This window comes from Alistipes sp. CAG:29 (assembly GCF_000435435.1).
Lineage (GTDB): Bacteria > Bacteroidota > Bacteroidia > Bacteroidales > Rikenellaceae > Alistipes > Alistipes onderdonkii.
The window spans coordinates 1-18,784 of record NZ_FR893485.1 but is presented as its reverse complement, the minus strand read 5'-3'; the positions used below and the strand labels follow the sequence as shown (position 1 = coordinate 18,784).

20 protein-coding genes and 1 tRNA gene are annotated in these 18,784 nt (G+C 58.0%); 7 read left to right on the top strand and 14 right to left on the bottom strand.

Features of this window, described 5'->3' with window-relative positions; all coding sequences use genetic code 11:
• Positions 1 to 418: tetratricopeptide repeat protein (locus QVP03_RS10725; protein WP_288210765.1), on the bottom strand; the 418-nt coding region annotated here is incomplete at its 3' end.
• Positions 419 to 472: 54 nt separating this feature from the next.
• Positions 473 to 1,354: a GTPase Era gene (gene era / locus QVP03_RS10720; RefSeq protein WP_022333438.1), complete on the bottom strand. Its 882-nt coding sequence runs from the start codon at positions 1,352 to 1,354 to the stop codon at positions 473 to 475.
• A gap of 161 nt (positions 1,355 to 1,515) precedes the next feature.
• Between era and QVP03_RS10715 the strand changes: the two genes are divergently transcribed.
• Positions 1,516 to 2,145, top strand: a complete 630-nt coding sequence (locus QVP03_RS10715; protein WP_022333437.1) for a nitroreductase family protein — start codon at positions 1,516 to 1,518, stop codon at positions 2,143 to 2,145.
• A 14-nt stretch (positions 2,146 to 2,159) separates the two neighbouring features.
• On the opposite strand, the gene QVP03_RS10710 is transcribed toward QVP03_RS10715, so the two are convergent.
• From QVP03_RS10710 to ffh, 4 genes are all read right to left on the bottom strand, one after another.
• The gene (locus QVP03_RS10710; RefSeq protein WP_022333436.1) at positions 2,160 to 3,404 is read right to left on the bottom strand and encodes a hypothetical protein; all 1,245 of its coding nucleotides are present in this window, start codon (positions 3,402 to 3,404) and stop codon (positions 2,160 to 2,162) included.
• Positions 3,405 to 3,579: 175 nt separating this feature from the next.
• Positions 3,580 to 6,375: a DUF5689 domain-containing protein gene (locus QVP03_RS10705; protein ID WP_256166326.1), complete on the bottom strand. Its 2,796-nt coding sequence runs from the start codon at positions 6,373 to 6,375 to the stop codon at positions 3,580 to 3,582.
• A gap of 4 nt (positions 6,376 to 6,379) precedes the next feature.
• A complete protein-coding gene (locus tag QVP03_RS10700; RefSeq protein ID WP_022333434.1) occupies positions 6,380 to 6,982 on the bottom strand; it encodes a BACON domain-containing protein in 603 nt (200 codons plus the stop codon).
• 177 nt (positions 6,983 to 7,159) lie between these two features.
• Complete coding sequence (gene ffh, locus QVP03_RS10695) at positions 7,160 to 8,485, bottom strand: signal recognition particle protein (RefSeq protein ID WP_022333433.1); 1,326 nt, start codon at positions 8,483 to 8,485, stop codon at positions 7,160 to 7,162.
• Positions 8,486 to 8,648: 163 nt separating this feature from the next.
• Between ffh and QVP03_RS10690 the strand changes: the two genes are divergently transcribed.
• Entirely contained in the window at positions 8,649 to 9,299 is a 651-nt protein-coding gene (locus QVP03_RS10690) for a hypothetical protein (RefSeq protein WP_022333432.1), read from the top strand.
• A 196-nt stretch (positions 9,300 to 9,495) separates the two neighbouring features.
• On the top strand, positions 9,496 to 10,935 hold the full coding sequence (locus QVP03_RS10685) for a DUF1080 domain-containing protein (RefSeq protein ID WP_018695400.1): 1,440 nt from the start codon (positions 9,496 to 9,498) through the stop codon (positions 10,933 to 10,935).
• Between the two features lie 24 nt (positions 10,936 to 10,959).
• On the opposite strand, the gene QVP03_RS10680 is transcribed toward QVP03_RS10685, so the two are convergent.
• Positions 10,960 to 11,535, bottom strand: a complete 576-nt coding sequence (locus QVP03_RS10680) for a DUF4294 domain-containing protein (protein ID WP_149873491.1) — start codon at positions 11,533 to 11,535, stop codon at positions 10,960 to 10,962.
• Between the two features lie 214 nt (positions 11,536 to 11,749).
• On the opposite strand from QVP03_RS10680, the gene QVP03_RS10675 reads away from it, so the two are divergent.
• Positions 11,750 to 12,124 carry a thioesterase family protein gene (locus QVP03_RS10675; RefSeq protein ID WP_141405671.1) on the top strand — a complete coding sequence of 125 codons (375 nt, stop codon included), beginning with the start codon at positions 11,750 to 11,752 and terminating at the stop codon, positions 12,122 to 12,124.
• 96 nt (positions 12,125 to 12,220) lie between these two features.
• Here QVP03_RS10675 and nhaD read toward each other — a convergent pair whose 3' ends face one another.
• The gene (nhaD, locus tag QVP03_RS10670; RefSeq protein ID WP_022333429.1) at positions 12,221 to 13,585 is read right to left on the bottom strand and encodes a sodium:proton antiporter NhaD; all 1,365 of its coding nucleotides are present in this window, start codon (positions 13,583 to 13,585) and stop codon (positions 12,221 to 12,223) included.
• A 188-nt stretch (positions 13,586 to 13,773) separates the two neighbouring features.
• Here nhaD and QVP03_RS10665 point away from each other — a divergent pair.
• A tRNA-Gln gene (locus QVP03_RS10665) sits at positions 13,774 to 13,844 on the top strand.
• Between the two features lie 161 nt (positions 13,845 to 14,005).
• Here QVP03_RS10665 and QVP03_RS10660 read toward each other — a convergent pair.
• The 6 genes from QVP03_RS10660 to QVP03_RS10635 all read right to left on the bottom strand — a co-directional run bounded on the left by QVP03_RS10660 (position 14,006) and on the right by QVP03_RS10635 (position 16,883).
• A complete protein-coding gene (locus tag QVP03_RS10660) occupies positions 14,006 to 14,188 on the bottom strand; it encodes a hypothetical protein (protein ID WP_022333428.1) in 183 nt (60 codons plus the stop codon).
• A 13-nt stretch (positions 14,189 to 14,201) separates the two neighbouring features.
• A complete protein-coding gene (locus QVP03_RS10655; protein ID WP_018695408.1) occupies positions 14,202 to 14,453 on the bottom strand; it encodes a GlsB/YeaQ/YmgE family stress response membrane protein in 252 nt (83 codons plus the stop codon).
• Positions 14,454 to 14,518: 65 nt separating this feature from the next.
• Positions 14,519 to 14,767: a TIGR03905 family TSCPD domain-containing protein gene (locus QVP03_RS10650; RefSeq protein WP_022333427.1), complete on the bottom strand. Its 249-nt coding sequence runs from the start codon at positions 14,765 to 14,767 to the stop codon at positions 14,519 to 14,521.
• 357 nt (positions 14,768 to 15,124) lie between these two features.
• Positions 15,125 to 15,445: a preprotein translocase subunit YajC gene (yajC, locus tag QVP03_RS10645; protein ID WP_018695411.1), complete on the bottom strand. Its 321-nt coding sequence runs from the start codon at positions 15,443 to 15,445 to the stop codon at positions 15,125 to 15,127.
• Positions 15,446 to 15,518: 73 nt separating this feature from the next.
• Complete coding sequence (locus tag QVP03_RS10640) at positions 15,519 to 15,941, bottom strand: DUF1573 domain-containing protein (protein WP_022333426.1); 423 nt, start codon at positions 15,939 to 15,941, stop codon at positions 15,519 to 15,521.
• A 6-nt stretch (positions 15,942 to 15,947) separates the two neighbouring features.
• Entirely contained in the window at positions 15,948 to 16,883 is a 936-nt protein-coding gene (locus tag QVP03_RS10635) for a transcription antitermination protein NusB (RefSeq protein ID WP_022333425.1), read from the bottom strand.
• 84 nt (positions 16,884 to 16,967) lie between these two features.
• Here QVP03_RS10635 and QVP03_RS10630 point away from each other — a divergent pair, with 84 nt between their 5' ends.
• Together QVP03_RS10630 and QVP03_RS10625 are read left to right on the top strand one after the other, a co-directional pair.
• A complete protein-coding gene (locus QVP03_RS10630) occupies positions 16,968 to 18,245 on the top strand; it encodes an NAD(P)/FAD-dependent oxidoreductase (protein WP_022333424.1) in 1,278 nt (425 codons plus the stop codon).
• A 5-nt stretch (positions 18,246 to 18,250) separates the two neighbouring features.
• Positions 18,251 to 18,763, top strand: coding sequence for a hypothetical protein (locus QVP03_RS10625; protein ID WP_022333423.1), 513 nt, complete (start codon positions 18,251 to 18,253; stop codon positions 18,761 to 18,763).
• The last annotated feature ends 21 nt before the right edge of the window (positions 18,764 to 18,784 follow it).

Below are 18,784 nucleotides of genomic sequence, written 5' to 3'. Positions count from 1 at the left end.
GCAGCCGTGTCACGCCGCGGCTGTAATAGGGGCCCGGCAGATCCGGGCGCAGGTCGATCGCCTCGCGGAAGTCCTGCAGGGCGTCATCGTAATTACCCAGCCGCGAACGCGTGATCGCGCGGTAGGTATAGGCTTGTGTGTATACGGGGTTGAGCCGGATGGCGGTCGAGAAATCGGCCTCGGCGCCCAGCAGGTCGTCGAGGTTGTATTTGGCGATGCCGCGCAGGAAATAGCCTTCGAAGGCATCCTCGTCGAACCGCAGCAGGGTGTTGAGCGTCCGGATGGCCTCCTGGTAGTCGTTGTTCATCATGCACGAACGTCCCACCCAGAAGAAATATTCCCGGTTGTACTGCGCATACGATTCCTTCCCGCACATCAGTGCGATGCCCAGTGCGATCCCGAGGATGTATTTTTTCAATTTCCGACTCACTTGTCCCATTAACGTCCTTTTCGGGCGGTTTATTATTCCGGTTTATTCCAATTCGTACCCGAAACGGCGCAGTTGGCGTTCGTTGTTGCGCCAGTCGTCATTCACTTTGACGAACAGTTGCAGGAAAACCTTTTTGCCGAGGAACTGCTCCATGTCCTCGCGCGCGGCCTGCCCGACCCGTTTGAGTTTCTCGCCCTTATGCCCGATCAGGATGCCTTTCTGCGAGTCGCGGGCGACATAGATCGTTGCGGCGATGCGGTCGATCGCCGGCTCCTCCTTGTAGCTTTCGATCTCGATTTCGCAGCAGTAGGGGATCTCCTTGTCGTAGAACCTGAGGATTTTCTCGCGGATGATTTCCGAGGCGAAAAACCGCAGCGTCTTGTCCGTCAGTGTATCCTTCGGATAGAAGGCCGGGCCTTCGGGCAGCAGGTCGAGGATGGTCTTGAACAACCCTTCGATGTTGAAATTCTCCTTGGCCGATGCCGGTACGATGCGTGCCTCGGGCAACTCCCCCTGCCATTTGTCGACCAGTGCCTCGAGTGCCTCGGGCGTCGTGAGGTCGATCTTGTTGATGACCACGATGGCCGGAACGCCGCTCTGGCGGATGCGGTCGATGATTTCGGCCGAGCGTTCCCCCCGCTCCACGGTGTCGGTGACATAGAGTATGACGTCGGCGTCGGCCACGGCGCCCGTCACGAATTTCATCATCGACTCCTGTAATTTGTAGCTGGGTTTCAGAATGCCCGGCGTATCGGAATAGACGATCTGGAAATCCTCGCTCGAGACGATCCCCATGATCCGGTGGCGCGTGGTCTGCGCCTTCGACGTGATGATCGACAACTTTTCGCCGACCAATGCGTTCATGAGTGTCGATTTGCCGACGTTGGGGTTTCCGATGATATTTACAAAGCCCGATTTGTGCATTTTCCTTTTGGGATATGATCCGGACAAAGGTAGCGATAAAAAAAGACCCCTGCAAACGCCCGGTCGATTAATTTACCCGCCGATACGGTCGTTTGACCGGTGTGCGGTGCTTTTTACGATTTTTCCCGTATATTTGCCGGGACACGATATAACGGAAAATTATGAACAGGACGAAAATCCTCTTTTTCTGCGCCGGTGCCGTGCTGGCCGCGTTGCTGGTATGGTGGCTGTCGGCCGGGGAGCGCACCCCGGCCGGGGAGTCCGGCAAGCGGAGCCCCCTCGATGTGATTATGACCCGGACGAGCATCCGGGCCTACCGGGATTGCCCGGTCGGTGCCGATACGGTCGAACTGCTGCTGCGGGCTGCGATGGCCGCGCCCTCGGCCGTGAACCGTCAGCCGTGGGCTTTCGTTGTCGTGGACGACCGGGAGCTGTTACGCGAACTCGCCGGGGCGCTGCCCTTTGCGAAGATGGCCGCCCGGGCACCCCTGGCCGTGGTCGTCTGCGGCGACTTGTCGCGCAATCCGGGGGCTTCCGGCGACTGGTGGGTGATGGATGCCTCGGCGGCCTCGGAAAACCTGCTCCTTGCGGCCCATGCCCTGGGGTTGGGAGCCGTATGGACTGGGGTTTATCCCCGCGGCGAACGGGTAGAGGCCGTGCGGCGCGTGCTGGGGCTTCCCTCCGATGTCGTTCCGCTCAACCTGATTCCGGTGGGCTATCCTGCGGACAATCCTGAGCCCAAGCAGAAGTGGAACCCGGCGAACGTCCGGCATAACGGCTGGACGGAGTAAACCGCCCGCGCAGCCTATTGTGCCTTGATCCATTCGTACACCGGGTCGATGCCTTTCGTGAAATCCGTAAAACTCATTTCGATCCTGACGTCGGGGGTGATCGTGTCTGCCTCTTCGTCCGTACGCCGGAAATATTTGGTCGAATAGGCGACTGTCAGCTTCGATCCCGGGAGCTGGAAATTCCGTACCTCGCCGAAGTGGTTGGGTTTGCCGGCGGTCTGTTCGCCGACTACGACCGCATCGGTCAGGTGCTTGAAATCCATCGTATTCAGGATGGCCGAGGAGAATGTGCTTCGCCCGATGACGACATAGGTTTTTATGCCGGGGTGCTGTTCCAGGAACCGGGCCAGCCTTTCGATGAATGCCGTCCCCTGTGCCGAGTTCCCTCCGCCGTTGTTCCTCATGTCGAAAATGATCTTCCCGACGGGGTTGCCCTGCAATATGCCGAACGCCTTTTGGCCGAATTCCGTGAACGACGGCAGCGACGCGGCTTTCTCGCGGCTCTTGAACTCCGCCTCGCTTTCACGCCCCCAGCAGGAGTTGTAGAGGATATAGTATATTTTTTCCTCGGGGAAATAGCGATCCGTGAAAAGCACGTTCCTTTCCGCGATCGCAAAGGGCAGGGAATCGGGCTGGAAGGCGGCCCGACCCGCCCGCTGCGGATCGGACGGTTTGAGCGTATAGGTCTTGTCTCCGTCCAGCGTGAGTTCCGCCTGCCCGTTGTGTGCGAACCCGAAATATTCCAGGAGCTGTAACGACGGGAACAATTGGGGAATCATGGATTTTACCATTGCTTCGTTGTCGACCGTGAACAGGGTGCTCAGGCTGTCGATTACGGTTTCTACCGGTGCCTTGCCGACCGCTGTGAGCCGGTGCCCCAGCAACTCTTTGTTTTCCTCGGCCGTCTGTATGACGTACAGCCCGTCGGAAACCCAGAGCAGCCCGAGCGGCAGTATCTGCTGCCGGTTCATCAGCTGGTTGAAATATAGCATGGTGTGCGAATCGCCCAGCCTGGCGATCAGCTGCTGGGTTTTGAGCGCCGTAGCAAAATCTCCGGCCTCCCCGGCCGAAGCCTTGATCGCGCCGATTGCGGTCTCGAACTGCGCTTTGTCGTATTTCGCAAAGAGGTTGCAATGTTTCGCGGGCAGTTCGCTGGCCAGGTAATCCAGGTCGGCGGCCCAGTCGATGCCGCTCCCGCCCTGGGAGAAGGCGGCCGGGATCGAAGCGATCCCCAGCAACAGCAGGAGTAATTTTTTCATGTGGTTTTCCGGGTTGGGTTTCCCGGTACAATTTAGCGATTATTTTTCAATTCCATGCTGTAAACCGCTCTTAAATCTTCAGCCCCCCCCCGGCCTTGGCCCCTCTTTGAAACGGAAAATCCCTGCGGGTTGCTGCTCGCAGGGATTTTCTTACAAACGGATGGATTGTGCCGTGTTACTCGACTTTGAAGCCTGCAACGTCCTCCATGCTGTTGGGGAAGATCTGATAGCCCCCCTTGTATATCTCCATGATACCACTCAGATCCGCCTTCTTTATTGCGATAGCTTCGTTGGCGAATACGGCGTGATTGGTCGTACGTGCCACCATCGGCAGTTCGGCGTCGTCGGTGAAGTTGACCGAAGTGGTCTTCTTATTCACGACCCAGGTCGTCGAATTTGCCGCCGGGGTGAGGTTCTTTACCGTCACATACTGGCCAACGTAATCTCCTGCCTGCGAAACGGTGATCTGGGGGACTTTCATCGTTACCTTCTCCTGAGTGGGGAAGATCGTCGCCATCCTCAACTGCGGCAGGTCATTGTTGATGTCGTACTTGGCGTATTTAAGGCTGACGATCACTTTCGTGCCCACAGGCAGGTCTTTCTCGGTGTAGTCGCTGCCCTTGATGATGATGCCCGTGTTGGCCTCGCCGGTGTTGTCCACCAGCGAAATGAGCTGGTAGAAGTTTCCTCCTTCGTTGTTGGCCGCCACATAGCCCTTCACGGCGATCAGTTCGCCCAGCGCATCGCCCGCATTCATCGTGGCGAGTTTGGCGTTGAGTTCTTTCACCGTGATGGCCTGGCTCTCGTCGGGCATGGTCTCCTGTTCTGCGAATTCGATCGACGTGGTCAGCGTATTGAGGTATTTGGTATCCGTCCCCGAAACACCGACGGTGTAGCCCGTGATGATGACTTTGCGGTCGACGAAATTTTCGATGTTCAGGTCGCTGTTGGGGTAGGCGATCGAGCCGACTACATTCGTACCCTCCACGGCGACATTATAGTGCCACTGATAAATCTGGTCGCGGTACGAGCTGAGGTTGCCTTCGTATTTTACATACTGGATCGTCGGGTTGTTGACATAGGCGTCGAACTGCGCTGCCCCGAAATCCGTCGGGGTGGGCTGCGTGAAGCTTCCCGAGCCGTTCTTGGTGAGTTCCGACGTTTCGCCGAACTGCTTCATGCCGCCGTATTCCGACGTTGCGCCTTCGACGGTGACTTTGTCGCCGACGGTCATGCCGTGGTTCTTCTTGAATACGAGGATCGTACCCGTGGCGTCCTTCACGAGGAAGCCCTTCGAGTGGGTGCCGATCACCTGGCCCTCGACTTTGTAGACATCGTCAATGGGGCCGGCCAGCACCTGGGCGATCGTCGAAAGCGGTGTCTCCTCTTCCTTACCGAACTCGATCACCTGCCCGCCGTTGCCCGGGATCAGCAATACGTCGTCGATACGGTTTACGCTGCCCATCTTGGCTTCGAACTTGATGTAGAGCGTGCTGGTGCCTGCCGGCAGGGTGAAGTCTGCCGTTGCGAGACGCCACTCACCCGGTTCGTCCGCTACGCTGCCGAAATCGTAGTCGAGCGCCTGCGACCAGAGCTGCCCGTCGGAAGAAAGGCGCACCACGAAGTCGGACTTGATGAACGTGTTGGTGGCGCCCTGTGCATAGCGCTGTGCGCCGAACGAGAGCTTGAGGTTCTGCGACGTTACCGCGATCTTCTGGATCGTGAAATAGGTGGGAACGGACGAGAAGAAGATGTTGTTCTTGCCCGAACCGTCGTAGAGCGAAAGCGAACCTTTCGACGACTGGTTCGTACGTACGGACATGCTGCTGTAGTCGTAGGTTACAGCGGCGATACCCGAACCCTTGTGGTTGATCCAGCCCTCGAACTGGTCGAGGTACGGCCATCCCGAACTCGTGTCGAAAGACTGTGAGGAAAGTTCCTTGTCGAAGGTGCTGTAGAAGATCGCCCCGTCGGGAACTTCCTCTTCGAATTCGCCCTCGTCCCTGACCTCCACGGGGATGGTGTACATATAGGTTTTGTACGAGCCGAAGAGCCAGCCGGTGATGGTCACGTTGTGGCTGTTGTACTTCTCCTTGAAATCGTCGCTCATGTAGTCCAGGCTGCCCTGCACCGAAGTGCCGTCGATCTCGACGTTGACGTAGTTGCCCGATACGAGGACGGTACCCTTGTAGGTCACGTATTCCACCTCGGGGTTTTTCATGTAGGCTTCGATTTCCGTTGCCGAGAATGCCGCGGGCTGCGGCTGGGTAATATCCTGGTGGCCGGTCTTGGTGAAACTGCAACCCTTGCCGAATTGCAGCAGGCCGTTGCGCGACTCGGTTTTGCCCGACACGGTGACCACGTCGCCGACGGCCAGGTCGTGGGCTTCGCCCTTGAATGCGTAGATGCGTGCACCGTCCTGCTGGAGGAGAACGCCCTGCTCGTTGGCGGCGATGACGCTCACGCCCTCGACTTCGAATGCCGAGCCGGCGCCGGCTTCGAGCACTTCGGCCAGCGTAGCCTTGTTGCCCTGTACCGTGAAACGAGCTTCGGCAAGCTGGATGTCGTCACCGTTGCAGGGCAGGATTTGCAGTGTGCCGTTGTAGATGCCCGCGATACCTGCGATGGAACCGCTCTTGTCGGTCGGGATGGCATCCTGTGCATAGGATGCGGTTTGCAGGGTGCGGATTTTGTAGGACTTTCCGTCCTTGGTCTCCATGGAAACATTGCCCTTGTTCGAGTCGCTGTTCCAGGTGCCCGATTCCGACGCTTCGGGCTGCGTGTTTTCGATCTTTACGTATTGCGATTCGTACTGCGCGACTTTGTCTGCGGTGATGGCGATCGGGGCCAGCGGTTCGGTCTGCCCCACGAGCATGGGCTCGTTGTGGGTCGAAACCTGCAGCAGACCGCTGAAGAGTTGTGCCGATGCGTCGCTGAGCGATACTTCGACGATGTCGCCGCGCTCGAAGATGTTGTTAGACTGGCTGATCGAGAGCGCGAGGCCGGCACCGGCATCCTGTGTATCGTCGGCAAGGATTACGATGAAGGGCTGCTGGTTTCCCCCCCCCCTTGTCCGAGACTACGATACCGCACAGCGTCATGGCCCTGATCGCGTCCGTCAGTTCTTTTCCATCGGCAGTGGGGTTGGTTGCCATGATGAGCCTGCGGAGTTCCGCAACATTCGTATTCGTTTCACCTTCCTTGATCTGCCTTACGGAGCACGTGCCCGTGTCGGTGGCGCCCATGTAACCGGTGGCCGTTACGGTGATGGTACCCGTACGCGAAGTGGCGTTCGCGGGGACGGTTACGGCTACTGTTGCCGAACCTTTGCCGCTGGTTTGCGACAGCTCGATCCATGCGTCGGCTTTGATCTGCCAGTTGAGCTTTCCGTTAAGCTCGATTTCGAGGTTTTTCGTCTGGGTTTCCGTGCAATCGAACGTCAACGATTGGGTAACCTCGATTTCAGGGATCAGCTTGTCGTCCTTCGTGTCGTCGTCCGAACAGGCTGCCAGTGTTACTCCCAGCGCGAGGGTGAGCGCCGCGCAGAGTAATCTTTTCCAAAATGATAATTGCATCATGTGGGTGTGATTAAATTAGAAAAAGTGAGATTTGAAGTATTGCGTGTACTAAGGTAATAATTTTTAACTGTTTTGCTATGAAAAAGTGATGAAAAATTCGTATCGGGCCCTAAAAACTACCGCATAAAAAATCCCCCATTCCGAATGAGGGATTGTGGTTTACTTGCAATCTGTTGGTTATCGGCGTCTTCCGGGCATGTTCGGCATCTTCATGTTGCCGCCGGCTACGGCCTTCATCATCTTGCGGGTATCCTCGAACTGCTTCATCAGGCGGTTCACGTCGGCCATCGTCGTACCGCTGCCCTTGGCGATGCGTTCGCGGCGGCGTGCGTTGATGATTTCGGGATGCTCGCGCTCGGCCGGGGTCATCGACGAGACGATCGCCTCGGTTTGCTTGAACACGTCGTCCGGGATGTCAACGTTCTTGAGCATCTTGCCTACGCCGGGAAGCATTCCCGCGAGGTCTTTCAGGTTGCCCATCTTTTTGATCTGCTGGATCTGCCCGATGAAATCGTTGAAGTTGAACTGGTTCTTGACCAGTTTTTTCTTCAGGCGGCGTGCCTCCTCTTCGTCGAACTGCTCCTGCGCACGCTCCACCAGCGATACGACGTCGCCCATGCCGAGGATACGGTCGGCCATACGTTCGGGGTGGAACACCTGCAGGGCGTCCATCTTCTCGCCGCTCGAAATGAATTTCAGCGGTTTGCTGACCACCGAGCGGATCGAGATCGCGGCGCCGCCGCGGGTGTCGCCGTCGAGCTTGGTGAGTACCACGCCGTCGAAGTCGAGCCGGTCGTTGAACTCCTTGGCCGTGTTCACGGCGTCCTGGCCCGTCATGGCGTCCACTACGAAGAGTGTCTCCGAAGGCTTCACGGCCGCCTTGATGGCCGTGATCTCCTGCATCATCGCCTCGTCCACGGCCAGACGGCCCGCCGTATCGACGATTACGACGTTGAACGAGTTTTGACGGGCGTATTTGATGGCGTTCTCGGCGATCTGCACCGGGTTTTTGTTCCCCTCTTCGGTGTAGACCTCCACTCCGATCTGCCCGCCGAGCACCTTCAGCTGGTCGATGGCCGCGGGACGGTATACGTCGCCTGCCACCAGCAGTACCTGGCGGCCTTTCTTGCTTTTGATGAATGCCGCGAGCTTGCCCGAGAAGGTGGTCTTACCCGAGCCTTGCAGACCCGCGATCAGGATCACGGCCGGGTTGCCCTCCAGCCTGATGTCTGTGGCCGTGCCGCCCATCAGTTCGGCCAGCTCGTCGCGTACGATCTTGGTCATCATCTGCCCGGGCTTCACCGCCTTGAGTACGTCTTGTCCCAGCGCCTTCTGCTTCACCTGGTCGGTGAACGATTTTGCGACCTTGTAGTTGACGTCGGCGTCGATCAGCGCACGGCGGATCTCCTTGAGCGTTTCCGCTACGTTGATCTCGGTGATGCGCCCCTCGCCCTTGAGGATTTTGAATGACCGTTCGAGTTTATCCGTTAAATTTTCAAACATGGCTCAGCGAAATTTTGCCCACAAAGATAACGAATAATTCACAAAGAGCAAGGGTTGCGGCTATTTTCAGGGCGCATGGCCGTGTGCCCTGCATTTTCCTGCAATAATGTTTGGACGGCGGCCTTATTCTGTTACCTTTGCGGACAGAAGCAACCTGTAAATTATGAAGAAACCAGTTTTTGCGGCACTCCTCGCGCTTCTGTATTGCGTCAGCGGGGCAGCCCAGAATATGAACCAGTGGCGCACCCCCAAGGGGTTGCCGTCCGGCAATGAGATCGGGGTGCGGTACAGCGCACAGCTTTTCATGGGGGACGGCCGTGGCCCGGAATTCGAGGCGATCAGCATCGACTACGCCCGGTACAACTATTATAATATAGGTTTCCGCACGGGGCTGAACCTGTTTTTCGACGACGAAGTCTGCGACTATTATTCGATCCCGATGCAATTCACCTGGCGCACGGAACGTATACGGGGGCTGGTTTTCCCGGGCGACGGCGAGGCCGGGTCGTGGGTCGCCGCGGCATTGCTTTCGATCATTCCCAAGCAGTTCGAAGCGCATACGGGTTTTACGCCGGGCATGATGCTGGGCCCGCTCAGCCGCGAGCCCTACTCCGGAAATTTCCTCGTCAAGCACCGTTTCAGCTGTACCTATGACCTCGGGGTGCGGCTTATCATCCCCATCTGGCGGTTCAACCTCTACGGCGATTTCACCTACCATTGTTACCTGACCGACAATTTCGGGTTCGCCTACGGAGATTACCGTCCGGGGCGTTCCTACATGGAGCTGGGCGTTGGCCTGTCGTTCAATTTCTGAGCCTATTTGCTGCCGGGATTCCCGAAATTCATGCTGTCCGAAATAAAACGGTGTGCGTCATTCCGTACTTTTCCAACAAAGTGTGTATTTTTGCATGGGCATATTTGATAGCAAGCAACGACTGAGATAAGTTTGACGTACACATAGGCCGGGCGGCCTGTCCGAACCGGAACCGCATTATTACAAAATCCAAGCTATGAGCAACCTCTTTTGCCATTTGAACCCTGTCCCGCGTATCGGGACTACGATTGCCGCGGCACTCTTGTCCCTTGCCGCGTTCACCGCCTGCGAAAACAACGGCGCTGCCCGGCCGCTCGACCGGTGGCACGACGGGGAACGCGAGATCCGCACCCCGTCCCCAGCCGTAACGGCGGGCCGGACGCTCCTGGCTGCAGGCGACTACGGTAACTTCCGCCTTACGGGGGAAGCCCTCACGCAGCCCGGTGCCCAGGCGGCGCTGCTCTTCCACACCGACGGCGAGTCGGGCTACGAGGTGGTTTTCCGCAACGGAGCCATCGACGGGACACGCAAGAGCGGTTCGCTCGCCTCCGTGCGCAACCTTTACCGCTCGCTGGCCGAGGACGGCGAGTGGTTCGGCTTCGAGGTTTCTGTGCGCGGCCGTAACATCGTCGTCCGCATCGACACTACCGAAGTGGTCTGCTATACGGAACCCGAACATCCCTACCGCACCGAAGGACATGCCCGGCAATTGCTGGGGCACGGCGCGATCGCGCTGCGCGGCGTGCAGGGCGAAGTCGCGTTCCGCAACCTTGCAATCGAGCGCCTCGGCGCACAGGCGCGCAACGAGGCCGACACACTGCCGCCCGTGGACGAACGCACCGACGGCGTGATCCGCTTCCAGCAGCGCGATTTTCCCGTCATCGACTACCACGTACACCTGAAGGGCGGCCTGACCAAGGAACAGGCGCACGCCATGTCGATGAACTACGGTATCAATTACGGTGTGGCGCCCAATGCCGGGGAAGGCGGTATCGGCCGGATGCTGGCCGACGACGGGGAGGTCTATGCCTATTTCGACGAAGTGAGGCGGATGCCTTTCCTGCGTGGCGTACAGGGCGAGGGCCGCAAGTGGACGGCGACCTTCTCGCAGAAGGCCCTCGGTGTATTCGACTACCTGTTCACGGATGCCATGACCATCATCGACCACAAGGGACGCAATTCGCGCATCTACCGGCCCGAGGAGGTGCACTACGACGGCGTGACGAAAGAACAGTATATGGATCATCTGGTCGACCAGACGGTGAAGATACTCACCAACGAGCCGGCCGACATCTACGCCAACCCGACCTACCTGCCCGACGACATGCAGGCCGATTACGACAGGTATTGGACTGACGCGCGCGTCGACCGCGTACTGGATGTGCTGGAGCGCTATGGCATCGCCCTGGAGATCAACGCCCGCTATCGTATCCCGAGCTTCGACATCATCCGCCGGGCCAAGCAGCGCGGAATAAAGTTCACGTTCGGCACCAACAACGTCGACGCCGACTTCGGACGTCTGGAGTACTCGCTCGAGGCGGTGGAGAAATGCGGACTCACGGCCGGTGACATCTGGTTCCCCTCGATGAGCGTACGCCGCGAGCGTCCCGTCGTTCTTTATAACAAATTCGAGTAACGGCTCGGGTTTATCCCGGTTTGCCTACCGCAGCAGGCCGGCTTCGTAGTAAATTACGATCTGCTCGATCATCTTGTCTTCGTTGTCCTTGTCGTACTGCGATTTGAGGTTCTGCCCGAAAATCCGCGATACGCCCTGCCAAAACCCCGCTACGAATCCGCCCCGGAACTCCTTGAGCACCTCGTAGGCCGTATATTCGGTTTCGCGGTCGATCAGCTTCAACAACACCTTGCCCTGCGTGCGGGTCATGTGTTTCAGCACGGGCGTATATTCGTCCTTGATCTGGTGGTATACCTGCCTGATGTACTCCTTCTGCGCCTTTTTGGTCGGCAGGCGGCATAATTCCTCTTCCATGTCGGCCATCCTGGCTTTCGCGACCTTGGCGATGGGGTAGACCTTCTTCACGGCGTCGACCAGCTTGCGGTAACGGCGCAGGTCGACGGGGCGGCTGAACACGTAGACCGGCAGGATGTGTACCAACGGTACCGAGTCGCCTTTTTCCACCGTCCATTCCTGGTGCCAGAAACCGTGGCCTCCCTGCGCACGTACCCCGGGGGACACGGCGGTCAGCATTACCAGAATCAGGAGCCACTTTTTCATCTCGGTGAAAATCGTTATCTTTGCGAACGGCGGACTTTCGCGGGGCAGGCCGTGCCTTGTGCATTGCCCGCGGGTTTGCCTTTGAGCCCGGTTTGCATTATCTTTGCCGCGGACAAATCCGGCGGCGGGTCGGAGCTCTCCTCCGTACGCAGCCTGCACGGCCACTGCAAATGTAATTATTTATCGGATAAACGTATTACGCAAAATGGATATTATATTGGAAAAAGGATTGTCGGCGCAGAGCCGGACGACGGTTACGGCCGCAAATACCGCCGCGACGATGGGGTCGGGCGACCTCGGGGTTTTTGCCACGCCTTCGATGGTGGCGCTTATGGAGCATGCCGCTATGACGGCCGTTGCTGCGGCTCTGCCAGAAGGCTCTTCGACCGTAGGGGCGGAGATGAACGTCACGCACATCAAGCCTTCGGGGTTGGGTGCCGAAATCACCGCCACGGCCGTGTTGACCGGTGTCGAGGGGCGCAAGCTGACCTTCAACGTCGGCGCCCGCGATGCCGAAGGGATGATCGGAGAGGGCGTGCACGTCCGTTACGTCGTGGATCGTGAGAAATTCATGGCCAAAGTCCGCTGACGTAGGTGGGGGACACCCGGCCGGCTGGCCGGATTTTTATATATAACGGGTGCGGGGGCATTGCCCCCGCGCCCGTTATTCCGTTTCCGCTGCCGGTCAGAGCCCGACCAGCAGGTGTTCGAGCAGGATCACCAGGATGCCCGACGCATAGCCTGCGAAGGCCAGCAAGGTGATCTTCTTGAAATACCACCCGAAATTGATCTTTTCGAGCCCCATCGCCACCACGCCGGCTGCCGAGCCGATGATCAGCAGGCTTCCGCCCACCCCGGCGCAGTAAGTCAGCAGGTGCCAGAACAACCCGTCCTGCACGAACGACTGCATGTAGGCCGGGTCGGCGCTCGCGGCCACCGCAGCCGTGTCCATCACGGGGTACATGCCCATGCAGGCGGCGACCAGCGGCACGTTGTCGATCACCGACGACAGGATGCCGATGACGCCCGCTATGGTGAACACTTCATGTACCTGCTTGTCGAGCCAGTTCGCCACGTCGGTCAGTACACCTGCGGTTTCCAGCGCCGCCACCGACATCAGGATTCCCAGGAAGAAGAGGATCGTCGGCATGTCGATATGCTTGAGCACCTTCGTCACGCGGCATTTGATCGACTCCTCGATGCCGCGCTTGCGGTCGTAGATGATCTCCGTCAGAACCCACATCACACCCAGCGAGACCATCATGCCCATGTAGGGCGGCAAGTGGGTGATGCTCTTGAACACGGGTACGAACAACAGGCTCAATACACCCGTGATGAGGATGAATTTGCTCAGGCGCTGGCCCACGCCCGCGGGCAGTTCCGCTTCGAACGTGCTCTCGTCCACCGGTGCCGCGTCCTCGTTGCGGATATACCGGATGGCGATCGCCGTCGGGATGACGACCGAGACGATACACGGTGGGATGACGCCCGAGACGATACAGAGTACGAAGAGCGTCCCCATCAGCGCCGTCGAGGTGACGTTGCCCCGCATCCACAGCATGATCGTCGTCACGTCGCCTATCGGTGACCAGGCGCCGCCGCTGTTGGCCGCGATGACGATCAGGCTGGCGTAGATCCAGCGCTCCTTCTGGTCGGCGATGATCCTCCGCAGGAGCATCACCATGATGATCGTGGTGGTCATGTTGTCCAGCGCCGCCGACATGAAGAAGGTGATGAATGCCAGCAGCCACATCAGCTTGTGCTTGTTGCGGGTCTTGATGTGGTCGGTGATGACGTTGAAACCGCCGTGCGAGTCGATCAGGTCGACGATCGTCATGGCGCCGATCAGGAACACCAGTATCTCGCACGTGTCGCCCAGGTGGTCGACCATGTCGTGGCTGATATTCTCATCGTGCCCCCAGAGGCTGAAGATCGTCCATATGGCTCCGCACATCAGCAGTGCGATGGCCGATTTGTCGACCTTAACTTTGTGCTCCAGCGCGATGAAGGCGTAGCCCACCACGAAGAGCAGGATCATTGTCAGGATCATACCGTATCGTATTTTTCGTTTTTGTTTCAGCAGGGCGCCTGCCGGCCCGTTGTCCGGCTTGTCGGCTCCATGCGTGCAAAAGTAATGAAATTCTTTCTTGCACCCCTGCAAGAGTCGGGCATTTTTCTGTTTTCCGGTTGTAAATTGCGATTTTTTGCTTATCTTTGTCCCGCTCTCGAGCAACGGATTGAGCTGTGGTGTAATGGTAACACAGCAGATTTTGGTTCTGTCGTTCCAGGTTCGAGTCCTGGCAGCTCAACAATCCCGCATTGACTATCAATGCGGGATTATGTTTGTTGTATTATTCGCCTGAATCCTCCTTCGTCCTGCTTCTGCCCAGTATGCTGGATACGGTAAGTGTGCGGACTGTCCGCACACTTTGCTCGTTGAATAGAACTGTCGGTTTTTTCCCTGCGGTTATTATTTTCCGGGCGCGGATTCTTCGCCGGGAGTTTCTTCGACCGCCTGTGCCGGTTCCTTGTCGTCCTCGTCGTTGTCGCCGCAATGCGTTGAGGCATCGAGCATTCCGGCCAGGAGATCCATGGTCTCCGTGTTTTCCGCTTCTGCGGTGTCGGCGTGTACGCCGTTTTTCATGTTGTCCATAATCGTTGCGGGTTTAACGGATTTTCTTGTGCGAGATGGCTGCGGCAATCCATAGTAGCACCACGGCGCCGATGACCGATGTGGCCAGGCTGCCCAGCGTGCCTGCCGGAACCAGCCCGAAGAACGAAAAGAGCCAGCCGCCGAGCACGCCGCCTACCAGCCCTACGACGAGGTTGACGATGAGCCCCGAGCCGCTGCCTTTGACAATGAGGTTGGCGATCCATCCGGAAGCCAAGCCGAGCAGGAGATACCATACGAAATACATAGAGTTTCTGTTTTGATCTGCTGCTCCGTGTGCAAAATCCGTTCCCGAACGGTAGCTGCGTCGGTTCAGAGCGCCAGTCTGAGGGCTTTGGCCAGCTGGTCGGGGCACGAAGTGCCCTTGCCGCGGCAGTCGATGCCTTCCAGCCGGGCTATCGCGTCGGCGGCTTTCATGCCGCGCACGAGCGCCGTTATGCCCTGCGTGTTGCCGTGGCAGCCGCCCGTGAACGTCACATTGCGGATGATGCCGTCTTCCAGTTCGATGTCGATCTGCCGGGAACAGGTGCCGAGGGTAGGGTAGGATATGTGTCGGGTCATGTGTATGCGTTGAAGAATCCGGATGCAAATATAACGATAAAACCGGTTGCATCTGCTGCCTTGTTTGCGCGTTCAGGATTTTTTGTCCCGAATTTTCTGGGGACGCCTTGCCGGCCGGCCGCGGATTTGGGCCAAAATCCCCGCAGGATCGTTTGCAGACATACGGGCATAAAAAAACATTGCCGAGAAAGAGGTAATCTGTAAGAGGCGCTTAGAAATTCCCCCCCCCCTCGACAATGTTGTTGGGACTGTGCCCGGGTTTCCCGGACAGGTATGCAAATTTAAAATAAAAAATTTGAACCTGCAAATAAAAAAGCTGCAAATTTTTGCAGCTTTTTTCATATCTGAAAGCGGTTTTTACTGGCGCTGAAGGTCGCTGTTGTCGGCTACGACCATGTTCTTGTCGATGCGCAGCGTGACGTTGCCGTCCACCTCGATCAGCAGGGTTGTCTCCTTGATCTCTTTCACCGTGCCGTAAATGCCGCCGGCGGTAATTACCTTGTCACCTTTTTTCAGGCCTTCGCGGAATGCCTGCATCTGCTTGCGGCGCTTGGATTCGGGTCGCCACATGAAGAGCCATAAAACCAGCACCATGAGGCCGATCATAATGATGAAACTGTACTGCTGCATGAAACCCGGCTGGGGCTCTACGGGCGGCACCTGAAGAAAATTAATCATACGTCGTTATGTTTTAAGTGTTTATTTCCGTTAACGGAACAAATATACGAAATATTGTCGAATACACAAATGTTTATTCCACTTCGGCCTCGATGAACAGCCTCAGGGGTTTCCGCCCGCCGGCGAATGCGATGTCCAGCGTCTTGAGCTGCCAGCCCCATTCGCCCCGCGCATCGAAGGTGAGCGACACCTGCTGCGCATCGCCCGGCGTAATGGGCTGTGCATCATATCCGAGCGTCGTGCACCCGCAACTGCGGTCGTATCGGGTGATGGCTACGGGCTTCGATGCCCGGTTTTCGATCCAGAGCCTGAGCACGGCCACCTCCCCCGAGTGCATGCGTCCGAAACGCACGGTATCCGTGCCGCCCGTGTCGAGGATCGTGTCCGTGACGGCGATAATCCGGCCTTTCCGCCCGGTCTCGCCCGTGCGTGCCTGCCGGGTGCCGCATGCCGCGGTCGTCACGGCCAGCGCCAGCAACAACAACCCGCGCAGCATCGGGACTCAGATAAGGCCGCGGCCGGCTTTCCTGATGCGGCCTTCGGCGGTGAGCGATTCGACGATCTTGTCCAGCACGCCGTTGATGAAGGTGCTGCTGCCGGGTGTCGAGTAGTATTTCGAAATCTCGATGTACTCGTCGAGCGTCACCTTGACGGGAATCGACGGGAACGAGGTCAGTTCGGCCATGGCCGTGCCGATGATCAGGTTGTCCATGAACACGATGCGTTCCACGTCCCAGTTGGCGGTGAACTTTTCGATGTAATCCTGGTAGGCATCGTAGTTGACCAGCGATTTTTCGAAAAGCGTCTTCACGAATTCGGGGTCTTCGTCGCTCTTGAACTTCGAGGGGACTTTCAGCTCGGTGTGCGACGGTTTTAGGCCCGAGAGCGAACGCAGGATCATCATCACGATGTAAGGCAGGTCGTCGCTCCAGAGGATCGACATCTCCTCCAGCTCGGTTTCCAGTGCCTCGCAGCTCTGCAGCTCCTTGAAGAAATCTTCGAGCAGCTTGCGGTCGTCGGCGAACGAGCGCTCCTCGCGCAGCATGTAATCCTTGAAATAGTCGCTTTCCGAGAGCTGTGTATAGAGCGTACGGATCAGCTCCGGATGTCGGCCCCAGCCCAGCTTGCGGGCGGCGACATGGTCGTTCACGGCATCGCTGTTGGCGATGACGCGGATCACCTGGTTGTCTACGAACTTGGTATTGGGGTTGAGGTCTTCGTATGTCGGCAGTTTTTTCTGTTTGGCCAGTTCCTGCCGCTGTTCGGCGTAGCGCGTCAGTTCCACGGGGAGGGTCAGGATCTGGAAATAGAGGTCGTAGGCCTTGTCTACGGACGCCATCAGCGTTTTTTCCGATGCCATCATGTTGTCGGCGCCCGATTTGAGGTGGGCGAACAGTGCCTTGACGACCTTTATACGGAGTAATCTTCTGCTCAACATATCTGTTTAGAACGGTTTTTTCGGCCGCAAAGATAGGAAAAATTTTTCCGGAAAGAAAGAATTATTGTCTATCTTTGCAGCCGTATGGAACAAATCGAAGAAAAAGAAATCCGGCCGTACGACGTGATCGTCATCGGGGCTGGGGCAGCGGGCATGATGGCCGCAGGTACGGCGGCGCGCGACGGCAAGCGTGTGCTGCTGATCGAAAAGATGGACAAGTCGGGCCGTAAAGTCCGTATCACGGGCAAAGGGCGCTGTAATGTCACCAATGCCCGCCCGGCCGAGGAGTTCGCCGCGCAGGTACGTACCAACGCGGAATTTCTCGGACAGGCTTTCGCCGAGTTCAATAACCGCGCCGCCATCCGTTTCTTCGAAAAGGCCGGGGTGAAGCTCGACATCGAACGCGGCGAACGCGTCTTTCCCAAGAGCGGCAAGGCGTGGGACATCGCCAATGCGCTGTTGGAATATTGCTACGAGAACGGCGTGAAGATCATTTATAATACGCGCGTGACGGAGATCATGACCCTGGGTGATAAGGTCTTCGGCGTCCGCTATATCAACAGGCGCGGTTTCGAACGCAAGGAGGAATGCCCGCAGGTGATCGTCGCCACGGGTGGCGTTTCCTATCCCGCCACGGGTTCCACGGGCGACGGCTACACCTTTGCGGCCGACCTGGGACATACCGTCGAACCGGTGCGCCCTTCGCTGACGCCGCTCGTTTCGTCGCATCCGCAGATCGGCTACCTCGACGGTCTGTTGCTGAAAAATATCAGGGCCGTGCTCTATGTCGACGACGAACCCGTGCGCGAGGAGTTCGGTGAACTGGGCTTCTCCGAGCGCGGCATCGAGGGTGCCGTGGCGCTGCGCATGAGCCGCGATGCGGTCGATGCGCTGATCGACGAACGCCGCGTTAAACTGGTCGTCGACCTGAAACCCGCACTGACCGAAGAGGTACTGCGCGAACGTATCGCCCGCGAGATAGCCGGGATGGAGCCGACGGAGTTCTTCGCCGAGTTGCTGCGCAAGCTGGTGCCCAAGCCGCTCGTGATGACTTTGGTGCACGAACTCGGTGTCAACGGAAAGAATTACATCGGCAAGCTCACCGAAGAGGAGATAACCCGCCTTATCAAGACGCTCAAGGGATTCACGTTCCCCATCACGGACTATGCGCCGTTCGAATACGCCATCGTGACGGCCGGGGGCGTTTCCTGCGCCGAAGTCAACCCCTATACCATGGAATCGCTGAAGATCCGGGGGCTCTATTTCGCGGGCGAAGTGCTCGACCTCGATGCCAATACGGGCGGTTATAACCTCCAGATCGCCTTTTCGACGGGGCGCCTTGCGGGGCTGTTGAAAAAATAACGGTTATGGGGATCGGCGGCCATAAACTCGGTTTGAAATTTTACGGGCGGGTCACTGAGCTGCGTAACAGGCTCTCCCGGGCCCGTTTCTTCCGTGGGCACGGCGTGCATTCGCCTTTCGTATACGACGTCGTGCGTAATGTGTTCATGCGCGATACGCTGCTTCCCGGCGACCGGGCGTTGTTCCGTGAACTGCTCGCGGCCGGGGTGCCCGAACGCCGCGCCGTGCAGCTGCAAAACCTGGCGATTCATTGCGGCTACGCCACTTTTGGCCTGAATCGTGCGGATGCGGAGTTCTGCATAGCGACGCGCAGCCTGTCCCGGACGGAGACGCTCGCGCTGGTCGGTGATGCGGCTGCCGCCGGGAATACGGTGGCGGTCATGTCCCCCTACGACGGGCGTGAACGCCGGGCCATGTGCCTGCAAATCGTCGCGGCGCACCGTTCGACGACGGTGGACAACCGCGGTTACCTGCTGGTTTTCAATAATAATTTGCCGAAACAACATTTCCGGATATAAAGTGTGATGCCTTTTCTCGAA

Excerpts from the sequence above, each read along its gene's own strand:
- era (WP_022333438.1), bottom strand. The coding sequence starts at position 1,354 with ATGCACAAATCGGGCTTTGTAAATATCATCGGAAACCCCAACGTCGGC.
- QVP03_RS10715 (WP_022333437.1), top strand. The coding sequence starts at position 1,516 with ATGAACAGGACGAAAATCCTCTTTTTCTGCGCCGGTGCCGTGCTGGCC.
- QVP03_RS10710 (WP_022333436.1), bottom strand. The coding sequence starts at position 3,404 with ATGAAAAAATTACTCCTGCTGTTGCTGGGGATCGCTTCGATCCCGGCC.
- QVP03_RS10700 (WP_022333434.1), bottom strand. The coding sequence starts at position 6,982 with ATGATGCAATTATCATTTTGGAAAAGATTACTCTGCGCGGCGCTCACC.
- ffh (WP_022333433.1), bottom strand. The coding sequence starts at position 8,485 with ATGTTTGAAAATTTAACGGATAAACTCGAACGGTCATTCAAAATCCTC.
- QVP03_RS10690 (WP_022333432.1), top strand. The coding sequence starts at position 8,649 with ATGAAGAAACCAGTTTTTGCGGCACTCCTCGCGCTTCTGTATTGCGTC.
- QVP03_RS10685 (WP_018695400.1), top strand. The coding sequence starts at position 9,496 with ATGAGCAACCTCTTTTGCCATTTGAACCCTGTCCCGCGTATCGGGACT.
- QVP03_RS10680 (WP_149873491.1), bottom strand. The coding sequence starts at position 11,535 with ATGAAAAAGTGGCTCCTGATTCTGGTAATGCTGACCGCCGTGTCCCCC.
- nhaD (WP_022333429.1), bottom strand. The coding sequence starts at position 13,585 with ATGATCCTGACAATGATCCTGCTCTTCGTGGTGGGCTACGCCTTCATC.
- QVP03_RS10660 (WP_022333428.1), bottom strand. The coding sequence starts at position 14,188 with ATGGACAACATGAAAAACGGCGTACACGCCGACACCGCAGAAGCGGAA.
- QVP03_RS10655 (WP_018695408.1), bottom strand. The coding sequence starts at position 14,453 with ATGTATTTCGTATGGTATCTCCTGCTCGGCTTGGCTTCCGGATGGATC.
- QVP03_RS10650 (WP_022333427.1), bottom strand. The coding sequence starts at position 14,767 with ATGACCCGACACATATCCTACCCTACCCTCGGCACCTGTTCCCGGCAG.
- yajC (WP_018695411.1), bottom strand. The coding sequence starts at position 15,445 with ATGATTAATTTTCTTCAGGTGCCGCCCGTAGAGCCCCAGCCGGGTTTC.
- QVP03_RS10640 (WP_022333426.1), bottom strand. The coding sequence starts at position 15,941 with ATGCTGCGCGGGTTGTTGTTGCTGGCGCTGGCCGTGACGACCGCGGCA.
- QVP03_RS10635 (WP_022333425.1), bottom strand. The coding sequence starts at position 16,883 with ATGTTGAGCAGAAGATTACTCCGTATAAAGGTCGTCAAGGCACTGTTC.
- QVP03_RS10630 (WP_022333424.1), top strand. The coding sequence starts at position 16,968 with ATGGAACAAATCGAAGAAAAAGAAATCCGGCCGTACGACGTGATCGTC.
- QVP03_RS10625 (WP_022333423.1), top strand. The coding sequence starts at position 18,251 with ATGGGGATCGGCGGCCATAAACTCGGTTTGAAATTTTACGGGCGGGTC.